General features: G+C 72.3%; 17 protein-coding genes. 5 read left to right on the forward strand and 12 right to left on the reverse strand.

Translation table 11 applies throughout. The features are described 5' to 3' along the window. Positions 1-26: 26 nt before the first annotated feature. The 7 genes from OHB01_RS28780 to OHB01_RS28810 all read right to left on the reverse strand — a co-directional run bounded on the left by OHB01_RS28780 (position 27) and on the right by OHB01_RS28810 (position 7,820). Positions 27-938, reverse strand: coding sequence for a LysR family transcriptional regulator (locus OHB01_RS28780; protein WP_142648524.1), 912 nt, complete (start codon positions 936-938; stop codon positions 27-29). 93 nt (positions 939-1,031) lie between these two features. Continuing rightward, positions 1,032-1,880 carry a serine hydrolase gene (locus tag OHB01_RS28785; protein ID WP_328854234.1) on the reverse strand — a complete coding sequence of 283 codons (849 nt, stop codon included), beginning with the start codon at positions 1,878-1,880 and terminating at the stop codon, positions 1,032-1,034. Further along, entirely contained in the window at positions 1,877-3,514 is a 1,638-nt protein-coding gene (locus tag OHB01_RS28790) for an N-acyl-D-amino-acid deacylase family protein (RefSeq protein WP_142648525.1), read from the reverse strand. The genes OHB01_RS28785 and OHB01_RS28790 overlap by 4 nt, the downstream gene beginning before the upstream one ends. Continuing rightward, positions 3,511-4,263 (reverse strand): amino acid ABC transporter ATP-binding protein, encoded by a 753-nt coding sequence (locus OHB01_RS28795; RefSeq protein WP_142648556.1) that lies wholly within the window; start codon positions 4,261-4,263, stop codon positions 3,511-3,513. Before OHB01_RS28795 ends, OHB01_RS28790 begins: the two co-directional genes overlap by 4 nt. Positions 4,264-4,280: 17 nt before the next feature. Then, positions 4,281-5,288, reverse strand: a complete 1,008-nt coding sequence (locus OHB01_RS28800; RefSeq protein WP_328854235.1) for an amino acid ABC transporter permease — start codon at positions 5,286-5,288, stop codon at positions 4,281-4,283. Continuing rightward, a complete protein-coding gene (locus OHB01_RS28805) occupies positions 5,279-6,163 on the reverse strand; it encodes an ABC transporter substrate-binding protein (RefSeq protein ID WP_328854236.1) in 885 nt (294 codons plus the stop codon). Before OHB01_RS28805 ends, OHB01_RS28800 begins: the two co-directional genes overlap by 10 nt. A gap of 118 nt (positions 6,164-6,281) precedes the next feature. After that, positions 6,282-7,820 (reverse strand): pentapeptide repeat-containing protein, encoded by a 1,539-nt coding sequence (locus tag OHB01_RS28810; RefSeq protein ID WP_328854237.1) that lies wholly within the window; start codon positions 7,818-7,820, stop codon positions 6,282-6,284. A 146-nt stretch (positions 7,821-7,966) separates the two neighbouring features. On the opposite strand from OHB01_RS28810, the gene OHB01_RS28815 reads away from it, so the two are divergent. Continuing rightward, positions 7,967-8,830, forward strand: a complete 864-nt coding sequence (locus OHB01_RS28815; protein ID WP_142648528.1) for an SDR family oxidoreductase — start codon at positions 7,967-7,969, stop codon at positions 8,828-8,830. A gap of 70 nt (positions 8,831-8,900) precedes the next feature. On the opposite strand, the gene OHB01_RS28820 is transcribed toward OHB01_RS28815, so the two are convergent. Next, positions 8,901-9,440: a hypothetical protein gene (locus OHB01_RS28820; RefSeq protein WP_205830400.1), complete on the reverse strand. Its 540-nt coding sequence runs from the start codon at positions 9,438-9,440 to the stop codon at positions 8,901-8,903. A 604-nt stretch (positions 9,441-10,044) separates the two neighbouring features. On the opposite strand from OHB01_RS28820, the gene OHB01_RS28825 reads away from it, so the two are divergent. From OHB01_RS28825 to OHB01_RS28835, 3 genes are read left to right on the forward strand one after another with little or no spacing between them, the layout of a single operon-like run. After that, positions 10,045-10,686, forward strand: a complete 642-nt coding sequence (locus OHB01_RS28825) for a GOLPH3/VPS74 family protein (protein WP_168066036.1) — start codon at positions 10,045-10,047, stop codon at positions 10,684-10,686. 30 nt (positions 10,687-10,716) lie between these two features. Next, positions 10,717-12,189 (forward strand): APC family permease, encoded by a 1,473-nt coding sequence (locus OHB01_RS28830; protein WP_328854238.1) that lies wholly within the window; start codon positions 10,717-10,719, stop codon positions 12,187-12,189. Next, the gene (locus tag OHB01_RS28835; RefSeq protein ID WP_328854239.1) at positions 12,186-12,791 is read left to right on the forward strand and encodes a GNAT family N-acetyltransferase; all 606 of its coding nucleotides are present in this window, start codon (positions 12,186-12,188) and stop codon (positions 12,789-12,791) included. Before OHB01_RS28830 ends, OHB01_RS28835 begins: the two co-directional genes overlap by 4 nt. A 24-nt stretch (positions 12,792-12,815) precedes the next feature. Here the strand turns inward: OHB01_RS28835 and OHB01_RS28840 are convergent, their stop codons facing one another. The 3 genes from OHB01_RS28840 to OHB01_RS28850 form a co-directional block, all read right to left on the reverse strand. After that, positions 12,816-13,076: a winged helix-turn-helix domain-containing protein gene (locus OHB01_RS28840; protein ID WP_328854240.1), complete on the reverse strand. Its 261-nt coding sequence runs from the start codon at positions 13,074-13,076 to the stop codon at positions 12,816-12,818. 56 nt (positions 13,077-13,132) lie between these two features. After that, positions 13,133-14,341: an MFS transporter gene (locus OHB01_RS28845; RefSeq protein WP_260617321.1), complete on the reverse strand. Its 1,209-nt coding sequence runs from the start codon at positions 14,339-14,341 to the stop codon at positions 13,133-13,135. A 773-nt stretch (positions 14,342-15,114) separates the two neighbouring features. After that, a complete protein-coding gene (locus OHB01_RS28850; RefSeq protein WP_328854241.1) occupies positions 15,115-15,894 on the reverse strand; it encodes a DeoR/GlpR family DNA-binding transcription regulator in 780 nt (259 codons plus the stop codon). 71 nt (positions 15,895-15,965) lie between these two features. On the opposite strand from OHB01_RS28850, the gene OHB01_RS28855 reads away from it, so the two are divergent. Beyond that, a complete protein-coding gene (locus tag OHB01_RS28855) occupies positions 15,966-16,964 on the forward strand; it encodes a helix-turn-helix transcriptional regulator (protein ID WP_142648535.1) in 999 nt (332 codons plus the stop codon). 256 nt (positions 16,965-17,220) lie between these two features. Here the strand turns inward: OHB01_RS28855 and OHB01_RS28860 are convergent, their stop codons facing one another. Next, positions 17,221-18,150, reverse strand: coding sequence for an RNA polymerase sigma-70 factor (locus OHB01_RS28860; protein ID WP_328854242.1), 930 nt, complete (start codon positions 18,148-18,150; stop codon positions 17,221-17,223). Positions 18,151-18,167 lie beyond the last annotated feature (17 nt).

Raw genomic sequence — 18,167 nt, forward strand, 5'->3', positions numbered from 1 at the left:
GGTGGGCAGGGCGCCGCGTGCCCGGCCTACCGGAGGGTCACGCTGAGGCGGGCCGAGGCGTCCCTGAGGTAGTCGACGAACGCGCGCAGCGCGGGATTGGGGTTGGTGGGGCGCAGCGCGGCGCCCACCCGCCGGTAGAGCCTGGGCCCGTCCACCTGGCACACCTGGATGCCCGCCGCGCCCTGCACGCCGAGGCTCGGCACGAGGGCCACGCCGAGCCCGGCCCGCACCAGGCCGAGCGTCACCTCGTAGTGGTCGCTGCGGCAGCGGATGGTGGGCGTCATCCCCTCCAGCGCGCCGGCCCGCTCCAGCACCGACACCGGGGTCTCGGTGCCGAACGTCGTGATCCACGGCTCGTCGGCCAGGTCGGTCAGCCGCACTCGGGGCCGGTGCCCCGCCGGATGGCCGAGCGGCATGACGAGGAGCTGCGGCTCGTCGAACAGGTGGACGACCTCGACGCCCTTCGGCGCCTTCCACGGATCCAGGGCGTGCTCGAACACGACCAGCACGTCGAGCTCGCCGCGTTCCACGTCGGGCAGCAGCTCGTGGGGCTGCCCGAGCACCAGATCGAGCTCGACGCCCGGGTGGCGCGCGGTGAAGGACGACAACGCCATCGGCAGCAGGCGATAGCCGGCCGAGGCGAAGAACCCGATGCGCAGCTGCCCCGCGTCCGCCCGCGCCTGCGCGAGCAGGTCTTTTTCGGCGCATTCGATGAGGTCGAGCACCTCCTGCGCCCGCCCCGCGAGGCGACGCCCCGCCGCGGTCAGCCGCAGGCTGTGCGCGGCCCGCTCCACCAGCCCGACCCCCGCCTCCTCCTCCAGCCGGGCGAGCTGGTGCGAGACGGCGGAGGGCGACAGCCGCAGGGACTTGGCGGCTCCGGCGATGCTCCCGGTCCTGAAGACCTCCAGGAGCACCTTGAGGCGGTGACTGCTGAGCATTCCCCCAGTATCGGTGACCCCGCATCAGACCTGGTCGGATGCACCGCGCCCTGGTTGCCCGGCGCGGTCGACCGGCGCGGTCACCCGGCCTGATCACCCGGCCTGATCACCCGGCCTGTTACCCGGGGGCAGGACGGTGGCCGCGATGGCGAGGCCCGCCCGCCGGACCGCCTCGACCAGGCCGTGCTCACGGCCCGCAGGACCGTGCGCGAGCACGGCGTAGCCCTCCCACCGCACCCCGGCCATGACGCCCACGTCGGCCCGCGTCCCGGCGTCCGTGCCGGTCTTGTTCGCCACCCAGACCCCCGCGGCGTACGGCAGGACCGCCGGGAGCTCGCGGTCCTCGGGCTCGTGCGGGAGCAGCGCGGGCACCAGCGCGCGGTCGGTGTTGTGCGCCATCCAGCCGAGCAGCAGCCGCTGCCACGGCTGGCGCCCGCATGCCAGCGACCGCATCAGGCCCGCCAGCTCGCGCGCCGTCCCCGTGGCGAAGGAGGGCGGATGCTCCGGGAGCCGGGGCTCGCGGATCCTGTCGTGGATCCGGGTCACGGCAAGCCCGAGCGCGGCGGCGGCCGCGTCCACCCGGCCGAGCCCCAGCCGCCGCAGCAGCGCGTTGGTCGCGGTGTTGTCGCTGACGGCGGCGGTGAGAAGCGCGAGGTCGCCGGCCGTCCAGTCGCGCGCCGACAGGCCGGTCAGCAGGCCCGACCCGCCCGCGTAGTCCTCGTCGAGCAGCCTCACGCGCTCGCCGGGGTCCACGACGCCCGCCGCCACGTCCTGCGCGAGCGCCGCGAGCAGCAGCACCTTCCCGGTACTGGCCAGCGGCAGCACCACGTCGTCGTTCAGGGCGAGCGTCCCGGGGACGCAGACGGCCAGCGTGCCCGGGCAGGCGGCCGCCGCCTCCTCCAGCGGGCCGCGTCCGGCCCCATGCGTCACGTCGCCGGTCACAGGGCCAGCACCTTTCCCGGCCGGGCGCCGGTCTCCTCGCCGTCGCGCACCACGACCGCACCGGCGACGACGACCGCGCCGATCCCGGCGGGCGGCAGCAGCGGGTCGGTGAACGTCGCCCGGTCGGCCACCGTCGCCGGATCGAACACCACCAGGTCGGCGTGCGCGCCGTCGCGGATCACGCCGCGCCCGGTCAGCCCGAAGCGCGCCGCGGCCATCCCGGTCATCTTGTGCACCGCCTCCTCCAGCCGCAACAGCCCCAGCTCCCGGACGTACCGGCCGAGCACCCGCGGGAACGTCCCCGCCCAGCGCGGGTGCGGACGCCCGCCCGGCTTCGGCACGCCGTCCGAACCGATCATCGCGTACGGCGCCGCCAGCACCCGCCGCACGTCCTCCTCGACCATCGAGTGACTGATGATCGTCACCTCGCCCGCCTCGGCCACCAGCAGATCGGCGGCCACGTCGAGAGGGTCGGCGCCCGCCGAGGCCGCGAGGTCGGCGATGGTCCTGCCCTCCGTCTGCGGGTGGCGGGGCGCGCACGCCACCGAGATCCGGTCCCAGCCGCCGTTGCCGACCGTGTTCTCCCAGCCGGGCACGCCCTCGGCGATGGCCCGGCGCATCCGGTCGCGTTGCGCGGGGTCGCCGAGCCGCGCCGTGAGCGCCCCCAGGCCGCCGTCGTTCGCCCACGGCGGCAGCATCGCCGACAACGCCGTGCTGCCCGCCGTGTAGGGATAGACGTCGCAGGTGACGTCCATGCCCTCGGCGCGCAGCGCGGCGATGCGCGGCAGCGTGCGCTCGGTGCGGCCCCAGGCGTAGCGGCCCGCGGTCTTGTGATGCGAGACGTGCAGCGCCGCGCCGCTGCGCCGGGAGATCTCGACCGCCTCCTCCAGCGCCTCCTCCACCCGCGACATCTCGTCGCGCAGGTGGGTGACGTACGGCTTGCCGTGCCGGGCGGCCACCGCCGCCAGCGCCACCACCTCGTCGGTGCCCGCGTACGATCCAGGCGTGTAGATCAGGCCGGTGGACAGCCCGGCCGCGCCCTGCGCCAGGCAGGCGTCGAGCAGCGCGCACATCGTGCGCAGCTCGCCGGGCCGGGCGGGCCGGTCGACGGGCCCGAGCACGCCCGCCCGGAGCGTGCCGTGGCCGACGAGCGAGGCCAGATGGTTGGCCCGGGGCACCCCGGCGTGCGCGGCGGCGAAGCTCGCGAAGTTCGCGTACGCCCCGACGTCGCCGCCGAAGGTGATCCGCGTCTCGGCCCGCATGGCGGGCAGCCGCTCCGGCAGGGCGGGGAAGAGCCCGGACCCGCAGTTGCCACAGATCTCGGTGGTCACCCCTTGCAGCACCGAGGCCCGCACCAGCACCGGGGCCCGCACCAGCGCCGAGCCGCCGCCCTCCGCGCCGAGCAGCGTGACGCCGTCGGAGTGGGTGTGCACGTCGACGAAGCCGGGGGAGACCACCTGCCCGCGCGCGTCGACCACCTCGGCCGCGCTGTGGGCCGCGCTCCCGGCCGGGGCCTCGCCCGGGGCCAGCACGGTCACCCTCCCGGCGGTGACACCGACGTCGGCGGGCCTGCCCGGGCGGCCGGTGCCGTCCACCAGCAGGCCGCCCCGGATCAGCAGGTCGAAGCCGCTCACTGGACCTGCCCGAGGAAGGCGCGCAGCCGCTCGTGGCGGGGCGCGGCGAGCACCTCGCGCGGGTCGCCGCGCTCGACGATGACGCCGTCGTCCATGAACACGAGCTGATCGCCGGCCTCGCGGGCGAAGTTCATCTCGTGGGTGACGACCATCATGGTCATGCCGGTCGCCGCGAGGTCCCGCATGACGGCCAGCACCTCCTGCACGAGCTCGGGGTCGAGCGCGCTGGTCGGCTCGTCGAACAGCATCAGGCTGGGCCGCATGGCGAGGCTGCGGGCGATGGCCACCCGCTGCTGCTGGCCGCCGGACAGCTGGGACGGGTAGTGGTGGGCCCGGTCGGCCAGGCCGACCCGCTCCAGCAGCTCCTCCGCCTGCCGCCTCGCCTGGGCGGCGGGCGTGCCCAGCACGGTGACCGGCCCCTCCATCACGTTCTCGATCGCGGTGCGGTGCGGGAACAGGTGGAAGCGCTGGAACACCATGCCGATGCCGCGCCGCTGCCGCGACAGCTCGTGGGGGCGCAGCGCGTGCAGCCGGCCGCCGCGCTCGGCGTAGCCCATCAGCTCGCCGTTCACCCAGATCCGCCCCGAGTCGATGCTCTCCAGGCGGTTGACGCAGCGCAGCAGGGTCGACTTGCCCGACCCCGACGGGCCCACGACGCACACCACCTGACCGGCGGGGACGTCGAGGTCGATGCCCTTGAGCACCTCCAGCGACCCGAAACGCTTGCGGACGGAGCGGATGCGCACCATCGGCTGGTCAGGGGTGCTCACATCGTCTCCTCGGCTGACCGGGGCTCCTTGGACGGCAGGGGTTCTTTGGGCGGCAGGGGTTCTTTGGGCGGAAGGGGTTCTTCGGACGGCAGCGCCTCCTTGGACGGCAGGGGCGACAGGTTGCTGCGGATCCGGGAGGACAGCCGCACGTGGCCGCGTTCGAACCGCTTCTCGACGAAGTGCTGGCCGACGCTGGCGATCGTGGTGAGGACGAGATACCAGATCGACGCGACCACGAGCATCGCGATGACCTCGAAGTTGCCGAGGTAGATGCGCTGCGCCACGGTGAGCAGCTCGGCCCCGGCGATCACCGAGACCATCGAGGTGGTCTTCAGCATCGAGATGAACTGGTTGCCGGTCGGCGGGATGATCACCCGCATGGCCTGCGGCAGCACCACGCGGCGCAGCACCTGCCGGTGCGACATGCCGAGCGACTCGGCCGCCTCCCGCTGGCCCGGATCGACCGAGCGGATGCCCGCGCGGACGATCTCCGCCATGTACGCGCCCTCGTTGATGGCCAGGCCGAGCAGCGCGGCGGTGAACGGCGTGATGACCGCGTTCGCCTGCCACTCGATCAGCTTGGGCCCGCCGAACGGCACGCCGACCGCGAAGGTGGGGAAGACCAGCCCGATGTTGAACCAGAAGATGAGCTGCACCAGAAGCGGCGTGCCGCGGAAGAACCACGTGTAGAGGGCGGAGGTGCCGCGCAGCACGGGGTTGTCCGACAGCTGCATGACGGCGGCGAGCACGCCCAGGGCCAGGCCGATGGCCATGGACAGCACGGTGAGCTGGATCGTGACCCATAGGCCGCCGAGAATCCTGCCGTCGGCCAGGAAGGCGACGATGACGTCCCAGTGCAGGTTCTCGTTGACGATGATCGTGTAGGCCAGCCAGACGAGGAAGAGGAGCGCGACGGCCGCCCCCAGCCACCGGCCGGGCCGCACGGGGCGCACGGCCTCGATCGGCAGCTCGACGCCGGCCGCCCTCTCCGGCGTCACTTCCACGGCTGGGTGTTGACCAGCACGCCGTCGACGGCGTTGGCGGTCACGCCGTACGTGTCGAGCACGGCCTTGTAGCCGCCGTCGGCCTGCAGCTCCTCCATCGCCTTGGCGACCGCGTCGCGCAGCGCCGCCTTGCGCTTGTCGATGGCGATGCCCCACGGACCGGCGTCGTACTGCTCGGGCAGCACGTCGTACTTGCCGGTGTCCTTGGCGTACATGACGGCGACGGGGTAGTCGACGATCGTGGCCACCGCGCGCCCGGAGTCGATCGAGAGCAGGCCGGTGGGCGCGTCCTCACTCTGCATGATCTTCATCTTGGTGGCGCACTTCTCGTTCTGCTTCTCGCCGATGGCGAGGTTGGAGCTGCCCTTGGCCAGCACCACCGTGCGGCCGCACAGGTCGTCGAGGTTCCTGATGCCGTCCGGGTTGCCCTTCTTCACCATGATGGCGCCGCCGGCGTTGAAGTAGTCGACGAAGTCGACCGCCGCGCGCCGCTCCTCGGTGTCGCTCATCGAGGACATCACGATGTCCCAGCGCCCGCCCTGGAGGCCGGGGATGAGCCCGTCGAAGGCCGCGTTGGTGATCGAGAACTTCAGCCCGAGCTTGGCCGCGATGGCGGCGCCGAGGTCGGGGTCGACACCGGTGAGCTCCTGGGTGCCCTTCTTGTACATCTCCATCGGCGGGTAGCCCTCGGACGTCGCGACCCGCAGGGTGCCCGACTCGCGCACGTCCTCGGGCACCAGGTCCTTGGCGGTCTTGCCCGTCGTCGCCGCCGCGCTGTCGCCCGCGGCGGTCCCCGACGACGAACGCCCGCAGCCGCCGGCGAGCGCCGACACGACCAGCGCGCCGACTATGGCCACATATAGGCGCTTTGTCATGGAACCTCCTGCTTTGCGAACGATTGAGCTTATGCTGGCGACAGGAGGTAACGGCGGTAACAATCGTGAACGCTTGTGGTCCTCAGCATCGAAGTCTTCGATGCTCCCCTGCTCGTCCTCAGCCTGCGAGCCCGTGCGCCGCGTGGGAGAAGGACGCCACGGGCCGTACGACACCGACCCGGGCACGCTGGACGGCGGGCCTGTCCGGCGGGCGCACCCCGGCGGCCCAGCACACCGCGCCCGCGGCGACGGCCGCCACCAGCGCGAGCCATCCGAGAGCCCGCCCCGCGCGCAGGCCGTACCCGCAGGCGAGCCAGTAGAGCGACAGCAGCAGCCGCATCAGGCCGCGCGGGCTGCCCTGCCGCCGCATCTCCATGGCGCCGAACGCGAAGTCGGCCGCGACCCGCGCGTCGTCGACGCCCGGCCCCAGCCGCTCGTACAGCACGGCCAGGCGCGCCGGGTCGGGTGCGGGCCCGTCCGAGCCCTGCGCTCCCCAGCCCCGCCACAGGCGCTCGTCGGCGATGACCCGGCGGCGGCTCCACCACCGTACGGGCGGCCAGCCCAGGCGCAGCCCGAGCCCGCCCGGCGGCGCGGCGAACACGCACTCCCGCAGGCGCAGGCCCTCGGGGCGGCGCAGCCCGCCGAGCCCGCACGTCCGCAGGTCCGCCCCGGTCAGCGTGAGCGCGTCCGCGTCGAGGCCGTCGAGCGAGGTCACCCGCAGCCGGCCGGAGCGCCGGGTGACGTCGGACAGCCCGGCCACCCGCGCGCCGTGCAGGTCGATCTCGGCGTCGGACAGCCGCGCGGCGAGCCGTCCCAGGACGGCCGCCGAGCGCAGCACCACACGGCACCCGCCGGTGTCGATGTGCAACGGCGCGCAGGCCCGTACGCCCGCGAGCGACAGGCGCCGCGCGATCCGCATCGGGCCGAGGTAGGCCGCGCCCTCGAAGTGGGCGCCCTGGAACTCGGCGCTCGCCCCGCAGTCCGCGTCGCGGAAGGAGACGGCCCGGTGGAACCGGGCGGAGCGGAAGGCGGCGTCCCCGTGGAAGACGGCCCCGTCGAACACGGCGAACCCGTGGAACTGCGCCCGGTGGAACGAGGCCCTCTGGAACCGGGTGTTCCCCGGACCGCCGACCAGTGCCTCGCCGACCAGTGCCGCGCCGAACAGGGCCGCGCCGAACAGAGCGTCGCCGCGCACCGTGACGTGGTCGAACGCCGCATGGCCGCGCACCCGCGCGCCGTGCAGGGAGAACTCGCGCTGGAACCGGGCCTCGCGGAAGGAGACGTTGCAGAGGAAGCGGGCGCCGTAGAACGAGGCGAGGCGGTCGAACCTGGCGTGGTCGAAGCTCGCGTCGGCGGCGAAGACGACCTCGCCGAAGCGGGCCGGGCCGGTGAAGACCGCGCGGTCGAACCTCGCCCTGCCGACGCGGCGCTCCACGCCGTCGAGGACCCGCGTGATCAGGTCCTCCGACAGGAGGGTGCCGCGCAGGTCGAGGGACTGTCCGGGCGCCAGGCCGCGCAGGAACGCCGCCACCTCGGCCGGCGTGAGGTGCGCCAGGCATCTGCCGTACGGCTCGTGGGCGATGCCCAGGCACTCGGGCACGGCGTCGCACGTCCTCCAGACCACATCGAGCGGAGCGAACCGCGACCGTGATGTCATGGCAACGTCATACCCGATGTCGGTTCTGGTTATAGTAAAGCGTGATGGATAGGTAACAGTGTGTATCCATCGGGCGAGCGTGACCGTGACCGCGGCTGCGCGGCGGCCGGCCGTTTGCCGCGGACGGTCAGGGGTAGCCGACCCGCATGCCTGAGCAGCCGAACTCCACACCGCCACCGCAGACGCAGCCGTACCCGGGCCGGACGGGCGGGATGACGCCCGAGCCGAGGGACGAGATGCGCGACTACGTCGGACGTGACCTGCTGGCGGGCAAGCGCGCCCTCGTCACCGGCGGCGACTCCGGCATCGGGCGGGCCGTCGCCGTGGCGTTCGCCAAGGAGGGGGCGGACGTCGCGATCGCCTACCTGACCGAGCACGACGACGCCGAGCACACCAGGAAGCTGGTGGAGCAGGAGGGCCGCCGCTGCGTGACCATCCCGGGCGACCTCGCCGATGCCCGCCACTGCGAGGAGGTCGTGGAACGCACGGTCCGCGAGCTCGGCGGGATCGACGTGCTCGTGAACAACGTGGCCACGCAGACGCCGGTGCGGTCACTGGAGGAGCTGCCGGACGAGCAGTGGGAGCGCACCTTCGCGGTCAACATCCACAGCTACTTCCGGGTGACCAGGGCCGCGCTGCGGCACATGCCCGAGGGCGGCTCGATCGTCAACACCTCGTCGATCAACGGGTTGCGCGGCAACAAGACCCTGATCGACTACTCCGCCACCAAGGGCGCGATCAACGCGTTCACCTACTCCATGGCGCAGGTGCTGGTCGAGCGGGGGATCAGGATCAACGCCGTCGCCCCCGGCCCGGTCTGGACGCCGCTCATCCCGTCCACGTTCCCCGAGGAGAAGGCGGAGAAGTTCGGCGAGCAGGTGCCGATGGGCCGGCCGGCCGACCCGGACGAGATCGCCCCTTCGTACGTGTTCTTCGCCGCCAACCGGCTGTCGTCGTACTACACGGGTGAGGTCCTCGCCCCGATCGGCGGAGAGACCCTGCCCGGGTGACGGCGGGTCCGCTCCGTCTCTCGTCGCCTCTCGTCGTGGTCCGTAATTCGGTGTTAACAGCGACTTGTGGTCACCGCGCGGCGGGGTGGCGGATGTATCGGGCACGGGTGAGCTCGGACTCGTCCGGCTCCGCCCGCCGCCGCCGCAGCAGGCGCGCGGCCAGCACGCCGCCCGTGACGCACCCCGCGGCCAGTGCCGCCGCCGCGGCGAACGCCGCGCCCGCGCGGGTGGACGGAGGCTCCGGCCGTACGGCACGGGCCCGCCAGGCGCGCAGCCACATGGCCTCGGCGGCAGCGTCGAGCAGATAGGTGGGCCGGATGCGGCCCGTGGGCACGTAGATCAGGTCGGCGGCGAGCAGTGTCGCCGCCGCGGCGACGCCGAGACGGCGCGCGTGGTCGGCGCCGCCGGGCGTGGACGCGGCCCTGATCTGCGTCCATCCGATCCCCACGAGCAGCCCGGCGACGGTGCGCTCCAGCCACCGGTCGGTCTTCGCGCCGAACACCTTCTCGAAGCTCTGCAGGTGGAGCAGCGGCCACAGCCCGCCCGCGACGTTGAAGAGCCCCTGGGCGCGGGCCAGGGCCGCCGCGCCCCTGTCGTCCTGGATGGTCATAGGCCGTCGATGCCCGGCGACAAAACCGACAAACCGGGCTTGGTTCGGCATGAGTGCCAGGGATAGGCGCATCTGGGCAGATTTACCTGGGTAGGCGCGGGAAGGGTCGCGGGGGAGGACGCCATGCCCGGAAATATCAAGATTCGGCCACTCGGGGGAGCGGCGGGCTGCCTCGTGATGATCATCGTCTCGATCGTGGCGTCGATCCTTCTCACGATTCTGGCCAACGCCCTGCTCCGATGAGAGGCACGGCCTGGGGGTACGGCTGAGAGGCGCGGCTGAGAGGCACGGCCTGGGGGTACGGCTGAGAGGCGCGGCTGAGAGGTGCGGCCGAGGGGTGCGGCCGAGGGGTGCGGCCGAGGGGCACGGCATGCTCATCGCGGGCGGCGGGCCGTTCGTCCCCTCGGCCCGATCGCCGGCCTTCGCCGCGCGTGCCTGCGGCCTGATTCCGTCGCCCGGCCGTGACCCTGCCGGAGGCGGACCGTAAGCGCATTGGCCGAAAACTAAGTTCCGGTTGGAACAATTCTCCTATTCCGCGGGAGATCGCAGAAACGTGAATTTGCGCGATGACAGATGGAACATTTCGCCTATATCATCGCCGACCGTGGCTGAAAGCGATCTTTCGAGCCCGTCCCTTGTCGATGACCTGTACTTTGTCCTGCACGACAATGTGACGGGCCATCCGTTGCTACATTCCCGGCTCACGGGGCTGACGCTGGCCGGTGGGATCCTCGGCGAACTGATGCTCGCCGAGCGTGTGGCGCTCGACTTCGCGGCGGACCCCGAACGCCTCTACGCCACGGTCCAGAAGGCCACGGGCGACCCGCTCACCAGCGCGGTGCTCGGGCACGTCATCGCCGAGCCGCACCACCCGATCGGCACGTGGCTCCTCTTCTTCGCCCGGACGATCTACGCCGACGTCACCGCCAGGATGATCGCCGCGAAGCTGCTCAAGCCCCCGGTCAGGCACCTGCTGAAACAGCAGCCCGCGGCCCCCGCGGACATGAACACCGCCGCGTGGCCGCTCGCCCGCCTGAACCTCGCCATCCAGCGACGCAAGCCGCCGGTGGACCGCGACTGCGTACTCCTGGGGCTCCTGGCCGCGGCCGGCTGCGCCCAGCGGGTCCTCTCCGAGCACGATCCCCGGTTCGAGGCCGCCGCGACAGCCATGCTCCCCATGCAGTTGCGGAGACTCATCGCCCAGACCAAGGTCGCCGTCGGCCAGGCCGTCATCAGCCGCCGGTGACCTCCACCCCCCCTCACACGGAGTTTTCAGGTGTCCCTCACACAACAACGGCCGAGTGCCGTCACCGCCGCACTGGCAGAGGACCGGCTCGGCGTGCCGTCCATTGTGTTCTTCGTTATCTCCGCCGCTGCGCCGCTTATGGTCGTCGCGGGTTCGGTTCCCACGGCATACACGGTGACGGGCGTCATCGGTGTCCCGTTCGCATTCCTGATGCTGGGCGCGGTTTTCGCGCTGTTCGCCGTCGGATATGTGACGATGGCCCGGCACGTCGTGAACGCGGGCGCTTTTTACGCCTACGCCGCCCAGGGCCTCGGCCGCACCCAGGGAGTCGCGACCGCCTGGGTGGCGCTGCTGGCGTACAACGCGCTGCAGCTCGGCCTCTACGGAATCATCGGATCGGCGGCCGAGCCGCTGCTGGTCGACTGGTTCGGCGGCTCGCCGCCGTGGTGGGTGATCGCGCTCGTGGCCTGGGCGCTGACCGGCGTGCTCGGCCTGCTGCGGGTGGACGTCAACGGAAAGATCCTGTCCGTCCTGCTCGTCAGTGAGATCGCCATCGTGCTGCTGTTCGACCTCGGCGACGTGGTCCACGCCGCCCCGGCGGGCCTCAGCTTCGAGGGCTTCACCCCCGGCGCCCTGTTCGTGCCCGGCGTGGGCGCCGCGCTCGCCACCGTCGTCGCGGGGTTCGCCGGCATCGAGTCGTCGGTGGTCTTCGCCGAGGAGTCCAAGGACCGCCACCGGACCGTGCCGATCGCCACCTACCTCGGCATCGCGATCATCGCCCTGCTGTACGCGTTCTCCGCCTGGGCGCAGACCGTGCCGACCGGGCCGGACGGCATCGTCAAGGCCGCCTCGGAGCAGGGGACCGAGCTCATCTTCAACCAGGCCGCCCTCCACCTGGGCGGCGCCGTCTCGACGATCGGCTCGGTGCTGTTCGTGACCAGCAGCATCGCCTGCATGATCGCCTTCCACAACACCACGGCCCGCTACATCTTCGCCCTGGGCCGGGAGAACGTCCTGCCCTCGATCTTCGGCCGCACCTCGGCCCGCACCGCCGCCCCGATCTCCGGGTCGCTGCTGCAGACCGTGCTCGGCCTGATCGTGATCGTCGTCTACGCGGTCTCCGGCCTCGACCCGGTCACCAAGATGTTCTTCATCTTCGGCACCTTCGGCGGCCTCGGGCTGCTGACCCTGCTCACCGTCACCTCGATCTCGGTGATCGTGTTCTTCTCGCGCGACGCGCGGGGGGAGACGACCTGGCGCACCCGCATCGCCCCGGCTCTGGCGATCGTGGCGCTGTGCGTGATCATCGCGCTCACCCTGGTCAACTTCGACACGGTCCTCGGGGTCGAGCCCGACTCGATCCTCCGCTGGATCCTGCCCGGCATCTTCATCGTCGCGATCGTCTTCGGCCTCATCTGGGGCCGGGTGCTGAAGTCGTCCAGGCCCGAGGTGTACGCCAACATCGGCCTGGGCGCCCAGGCCGTCGGCGGGGGCGCCAAGTGACGATCGAGATCACCCGCATGACGGACGCCGCGGCGGCCGGCGGGCTCATCGCTGAGACCTTCCACACCGACGAGATCACCCGGTGGCTCATCCCGCGGGCCGAGGACCGGCTGCCGATGCAGCGGCGGTTCTTCACCATGTGGTCCGCGCACGCGCTCGAACACGGCGACGTCTACGGCATCCACGAGTCGGGCGAACTGGCCGGTGTGGCCGTCTGGTTCACCGTGCCGTTCCCCGAGATCCCGGGAGAGCAGGAGGCGATCGCGTCCTTCGCGGGCGAGAACGCCGAGCGCTACCGCCTCTTCGGGGAGATCACGGAGAAGCTCCACCCCCAGGAACCGCACCACTACCTGGCGTTCCTCGCGCTGGAGCGGGCGAGGATCGGCCGCGGCCTCGGCACCCGGCTGCTGCAGGAGCATCACCGCAAGCTGGACGCCGAGGGCATCCCGGCCTACCTGGAGGCCAGCAGCGAGGCGAGCCGGCGGCTCTACCTCCGGCACGGTTACGTCGACATGCCCGAGCTGGTCCGGCTGCCCGGCGGCCCGGTCATGTACCCCATGTGGCGAGAGCCCGGCTCGCCGGCACAGGGCGCACAGGCGTAGTTGTGGGGGACGGGCGGGGGCCGGTCAGCCGCCGCCCGTCTCCTCGGCACGCGTGGACACGTACGCCCCCTGTCCCTCCACCGTGTACACGAGGCCCTCTCCGCTGAGCGTCTCGACGGCGCGGCGTACGTCCTCCGGGGTGAAGCCGTACTCGCGCACGAGGAACTCCTCCGACGGCAGCGGGCGATCGGGCTCGATCCGGCCGTGGACGATCTCCTCCCGGAGCATCGCCGTGAGCCGCCGGTGTGCGGGAGCCGGTCCCTCGGGATCGTTGCTGACGGCCACGCCCCTCCACTGCCCGGCCCCGCCCGATCCAACCCTCGCCGTACGCGGCGCGGATCTCAGCCGTGGGCGGGCTCGGCGCGGCGGTCGGGGGCGGGTCGGGGCGAGCGCAGCGCCGGAGCGGTGAAAGCCACGAACAACGCGAGCACGGCGGGCACCAGCAGCGCGTACGGCAGGGTGACGGCCTCGGCCAGGCCGCCGATGACAACGGGACCGGCCAGGAAACCGGTGTAGCCGAGGCTCGCCACGGCGGCGAGCGCCCGCCCCGACTGGGCCGGGTCGCGGTGCCCGGCGGCCGAGAACACCTGCGGGACGATGCACGAAAGACCCGCGCCGAACAGGCCGAATCCGACGACCCCGGCGACCGGCTCGTCGATGAGGATCCCGGCCGCGAGACCCGCCCCGGCGAGCCCCCCGCAGCAGCGCACCAGCGTGACCCGCCCCAGCCAGGCGGCGAGGCGGTCCCCGGCGAACCGGCCCGCCGTCATCATGATCGAAAACGCCGCGTACGCGGCGGCGGCGAAGCCGGGGGAGGAGCCCAGGTCGTCGCGCAGGTAGACCGAGCTCCAGTCGGCCGCCGCGCCTTCGCCGATCATGCAGCAGAACGCGAGCACGCCGAGGAGCAGCACCGTGCCGCCGACGCGCCGGCCTGCGGGCCGTGCCTCGGGGGAGCCCGTCTTCGCCGCCTCCCGCGCCGGGGCGTCGCGCATCGCCCAGCGGGCGCTCAGCAGGGCGACGAGCAGGATGACCACGCCCATCGCCGCGAAGGTGACGCCGGGGCTCGTCCCGGCGTGGGCGAACATGCCGCCGGCGGACGCCCCCACGAACCCTCCGACGCTGAACACCGCATGGAAGGACGACATGATCGACTTCCCGTACGCCCGTTCCACCACCACGGCGTTGGCGTTCATCGCGATGTCGAGCGTGCCGTAGACCGCGCCGAACACGAACAGGGACAGCGCGAGCGCCGGCAGGTTCGGCATGTAGGCGGGGAGCACGAGGACGAGGCCCTGGGCGACGGCCACCGGCAGCAGGGTCCGGTAGCTGCCGTAGCGGTCCACCAGCCTGCCGACGACCTGCATGCCGGTGATGGCCCCGGCGGCGATGGCGAGCAGTCCCAGGCTGAGCGCGCCGTCGCTCAGCCCGAGGGCCGCCTTGATGGCGGGGATCCGGCTGGTCCACGTGCCCATGGCCATGCCGGACAGCAGGAACAGCCCGTAGACGGCCACGCGTGCGCGCAGCAGCGCCGGGCGAGTGGAGGCGGACATGACCATGTGGTGCTCCTCGGGGCGGCTGGGAGGTTTACGCCGGAACGTTCATCTATGTCGTCGTCTGTGTCGTAGCGGGTGTCGTCGCGGCCGGGATGGCAGAGCGGGATGGCAGAGCGGGATGGCGGGGCGGGATGGCGGGGTGGGGAGGCGGGGGCGGGATCGCGACGCCGGATGTGCCGGCGACTTGTGCGAACGATCACAGGAGATGTTCGCGGGCTTCCGGCGCGCCGGGATGCCGGCCCCGGGGACGACCCGGATCCGGAGCTCCATGGGATTCAGGAAGGCGGGGCTCCCAAGGGGAGAGGGTTCTGGGAAGAAGAGAGAGGGTTCTGGGGAAGTGGGGAGAGGGCTCTTGGGAAGGGCTCTGGGAAATACTGCCCCCCTCGCATGTCCGCCCGGCCTGTGTCCGATGTGGCCTCGGGGCGTGTTCCCGAAGCCGTATGCGCCGCGGAGTCGCCCCGCGCCGGATGCGGGTCCGGCGCGGTCCGACCGCGGTCCGAGGTGGGTGCAAGGTGGTCCGGCGCGGTCCGGCGCGGTCCGACGTGGGACGACCGCGGGTGCGACACGGGTGCGACACGGGTGCGACACGGGTGCGACGCAGTTCGGCGCGGTCCAGCGTGCCGGGGCGGTCCGACGTGGGTGCGATGCGGTCCGGCGCTGGTCCGACGTGGGTGCGACGAGGTCCGGCGCCCGGTGTGATCTGGGGAGACACCTGGACGTCGGCAGGCCGCGACACCGATGGCGCCGGTTCCAGGGAGCGGGGGCGATGGTCAGCCGACCGGAACGGAGGCGGGAACGGTGCGTACGGTGACGCCCGCGGCGGTGAGGGCGTCGTGCTGATCTCGGGGGATGTGCTCGTCGGTCACGACCACGTCGAGCCGGTCGAGGCCGCAGACGGCGCCGAAGGCCGTACGGGTGAACTTGCCCGAGTCGCACGCGACGACGACGCGGCGGGCCGAGGCGATCGCGGCCTGCTTGATGGCCACCTCGGGCAGATCGTGCGCGGTCAGGCCGTGTTCGGCCGACAGGCCGCAGCAGCCGATCACCGCGGTGTCGAACCGGAGGGCCTTGATCGACGTCTCCGTGAGCGGGCCCACGAAGTTCATCTCCCCGTGCCGCACCTCCCCGCCGGGCAGGACGAGGCGGATGCGGGGTGCGTCGGCCAGTTCCTGTGCCGCCTGCAGTGCCAGCGGCAGGACGGTCAGGCGGCGTTCGCGCACGGCTCGGGCGACTTCGAGCGCTGTAGTGCCGCCGTCGAGCAGTACGGCCTCGCCGTCGGCGAGCAGGCCGGCGACCTCGGCGGCGATGCGGCGCTTGGCGTCGATCGCCTCCCGCTCGCGCACGCCGAACGGCGGCTCCTCACCGCGCAGCAGCAGGCTCAGGGCGCCGCCGCGGACGCGCCGCACCACCCCCTGCTGGGCGAGCTCGTCCAGGTCACGCCGGATGGTCATCTCCGAGACGCCGTACGCCAGCGCCAGCTCGGCCACGGAGACGCTGTCGGACGTACGCAGCGCGTTCATGATCGCGCGGATCCGATCGGCACTTTCCATGCGTGCATTTGAACACAGCTCATGTGCGAAAGCAAATAAATCTACTTTGTAAAGGTGGCAGACTGGTCACCATGCGTGCGAGCCGGTTGCTGTCCCTGCTGCTCCTGCTGCAGACACGCGGCAGGATGACCGCCACGGAGATCGCCGAAGAGCTGGAGGTCTCGGTCCGCACGGTCTACAGGGACGTCGAGGCCCTCTCGGCCGCCGGCGTGCCCGTCTACGCCGACCGCGGGCCGCTCGGCGGATATCGGCTGCTCGACGGCTACCGTACCCGGCTGAACGGGCTGACCGTGGAGGAGGCGTCCTCCCTGTTCCTGGCCGGGCTGCCCGGCCCCGCCGCTGAGCTCGGGCTCGCCGGCTTCGCCGCGGCGGCGGAGCTGAAGCTGCTGGCAGCGCTGCCGCCCGAGCCGCGCTCGCATGCGGCCCGGATGCGGGAGAGGTTCCACCTCGACGTGCCGGGCTGGTATCGCAGCGCCGACGAGGCGCCGTTCCTCACCGAGGTCGCGGAGGCGGTCTGGGACGAGCGGGTGCTCCGGCTGCGCTACCGCCGATGGGGGCCGACCGAGGTGGAACGGCTGGTGCATCCCTACGGGCTGGTTCTCAAGGGGGGTTCCTGGTATCTCGCGGCCGCCTGCTCGGGCACGGTGCGCACCTACCGGGTGGGCCGGATCATCGAGGCCGAGGTGCTGCCCGAGCGCTTCGAACGGCCGCAGGACTTCGACCTCGCCGAGTTCTGGCGCGGTTTCGCCGCGGATTTCGCCTCACGCATGTACACGGCCGAGGCGGTGGTGCGGCTCGCGCCGGGCGCGGAGGACCTGTTCCGATACACCGTCGGGCAGGACGTCGTCGACAAGGCGCTCGCCGACGGGCAGCCGGAGCCTGGCGGCTGGACGCGGCTGACGCTGCCGATCGAGTCCCTCACACACGCCAGGTGGCTGTTCCTGCGCATGGGCGTGCTCGTCGAGGTGCTGGAGCCGGCCGAGCTGCGCGCGATGATGACCGAGGCCGTCGCCGACCTGTCCCGCCTGTACGGCACGGCGCCCGAGGACGACGCCACCCAAGGTCCCTGAGCCGCCCAAGCTCTCTGATCGGATGGCGCCCGGCCCCAAACGCCCTGCCCCCGTACACTCCGTCGCCGCACGCGTCGGCCGCGCACACCCTGCCCCCGTACACCCTGCCCCCGTACACCCTGCCCCGCACGCGCCGTCCCCGCGCGCTGGCCGCACACGCGCTGGCCGCACACGCGCTGGCCGCACACGCGCTGGTCGCGCCCGGTGGCCGGGCGCGGTGGCCGGGCGCGGTGGCCGGACCGGCGCGGACAGCGCATCAGCGGCTCAGTGCGGTCTCGCGTTCCACATGCGTCAGCTTGGCGGGATTGCGGACGAAGTAGACCCCGGTGACGAGGCCATCCTCGATCCGCATCGCCACGACGCCGTCGATCTCCCCGCCGATCCGCATGACGAGGCCCGGATAGCCGTTGACCTGCACCGGCTCGACCGACACGCCGTCGCCGAACCTGTCCAGGCCTGCGGTAAGAAGACGAGCCACCTTGCCTGCCCCCACGATGGGGTGGGTCAGCGCCTTCTTGATCCCGCCGCCGTCGCTCAGGAGGACGACATCAGGGGCGAGGATGTCGAGCAGGCGTTGCAGGTCGCCGGTCTCGACGGCCTGTTTGAAGGCCTGGAGGGCGTGGCGGGTCTGGTCCGGGGTGACGGTGTCGCGGGGGCGGCGGGCGGCGACGTGGGAGCGGGCGCGGTGGGCGATCTGGCGGACGGCGGCCTGGCTCTTGCCGACGGCGTCGGCGATCTCGTCGTAGTCCAGGTCGAACACCTCGCGCAGCACGAACACCGCCCGCTCGGTGGGCGACAACGTCTCCAATACCAGCAGCATCGCCATCGACACGCTCTCGGCCAGCTCCACGTCCTCGGCCACATCCGGCGCGGTCAGCAACGGCTCGGGCAACCACGGCCCGACGTACGACTCCCTACGTCGGCCGAGCGCGCGCAGCCGCATCAGCGCCTGCCGGGTGACGATCCGCACCAGATAGGCGCGTTGATCCCGCACCGTCCCGAGATCGACGCCCGCCCAGCGCAGCCACGTTTCCTGGAGGACGTCTTCAGCGTCGGCGGCCGAGCCGAGCATCTCGTAGGCCACGGTGAACAGCAGGTTGCGATGGGCGACGAACGCCGCGGTGGCCGGGTCCACGGTTTCCCCATGCGCGTACGGCTCGCCCGCGCCCACCTGTCCCTCGCCCATCACGGCTCCTCCCCGAT

This window comes from Microbispora hainanensis (assembly GCF_036186745.1).
GTDB lineage: Bacteria > Actinomycetota > Actinomycetes > Streptosporangiales > Streptosporangiaceae > Microbispora.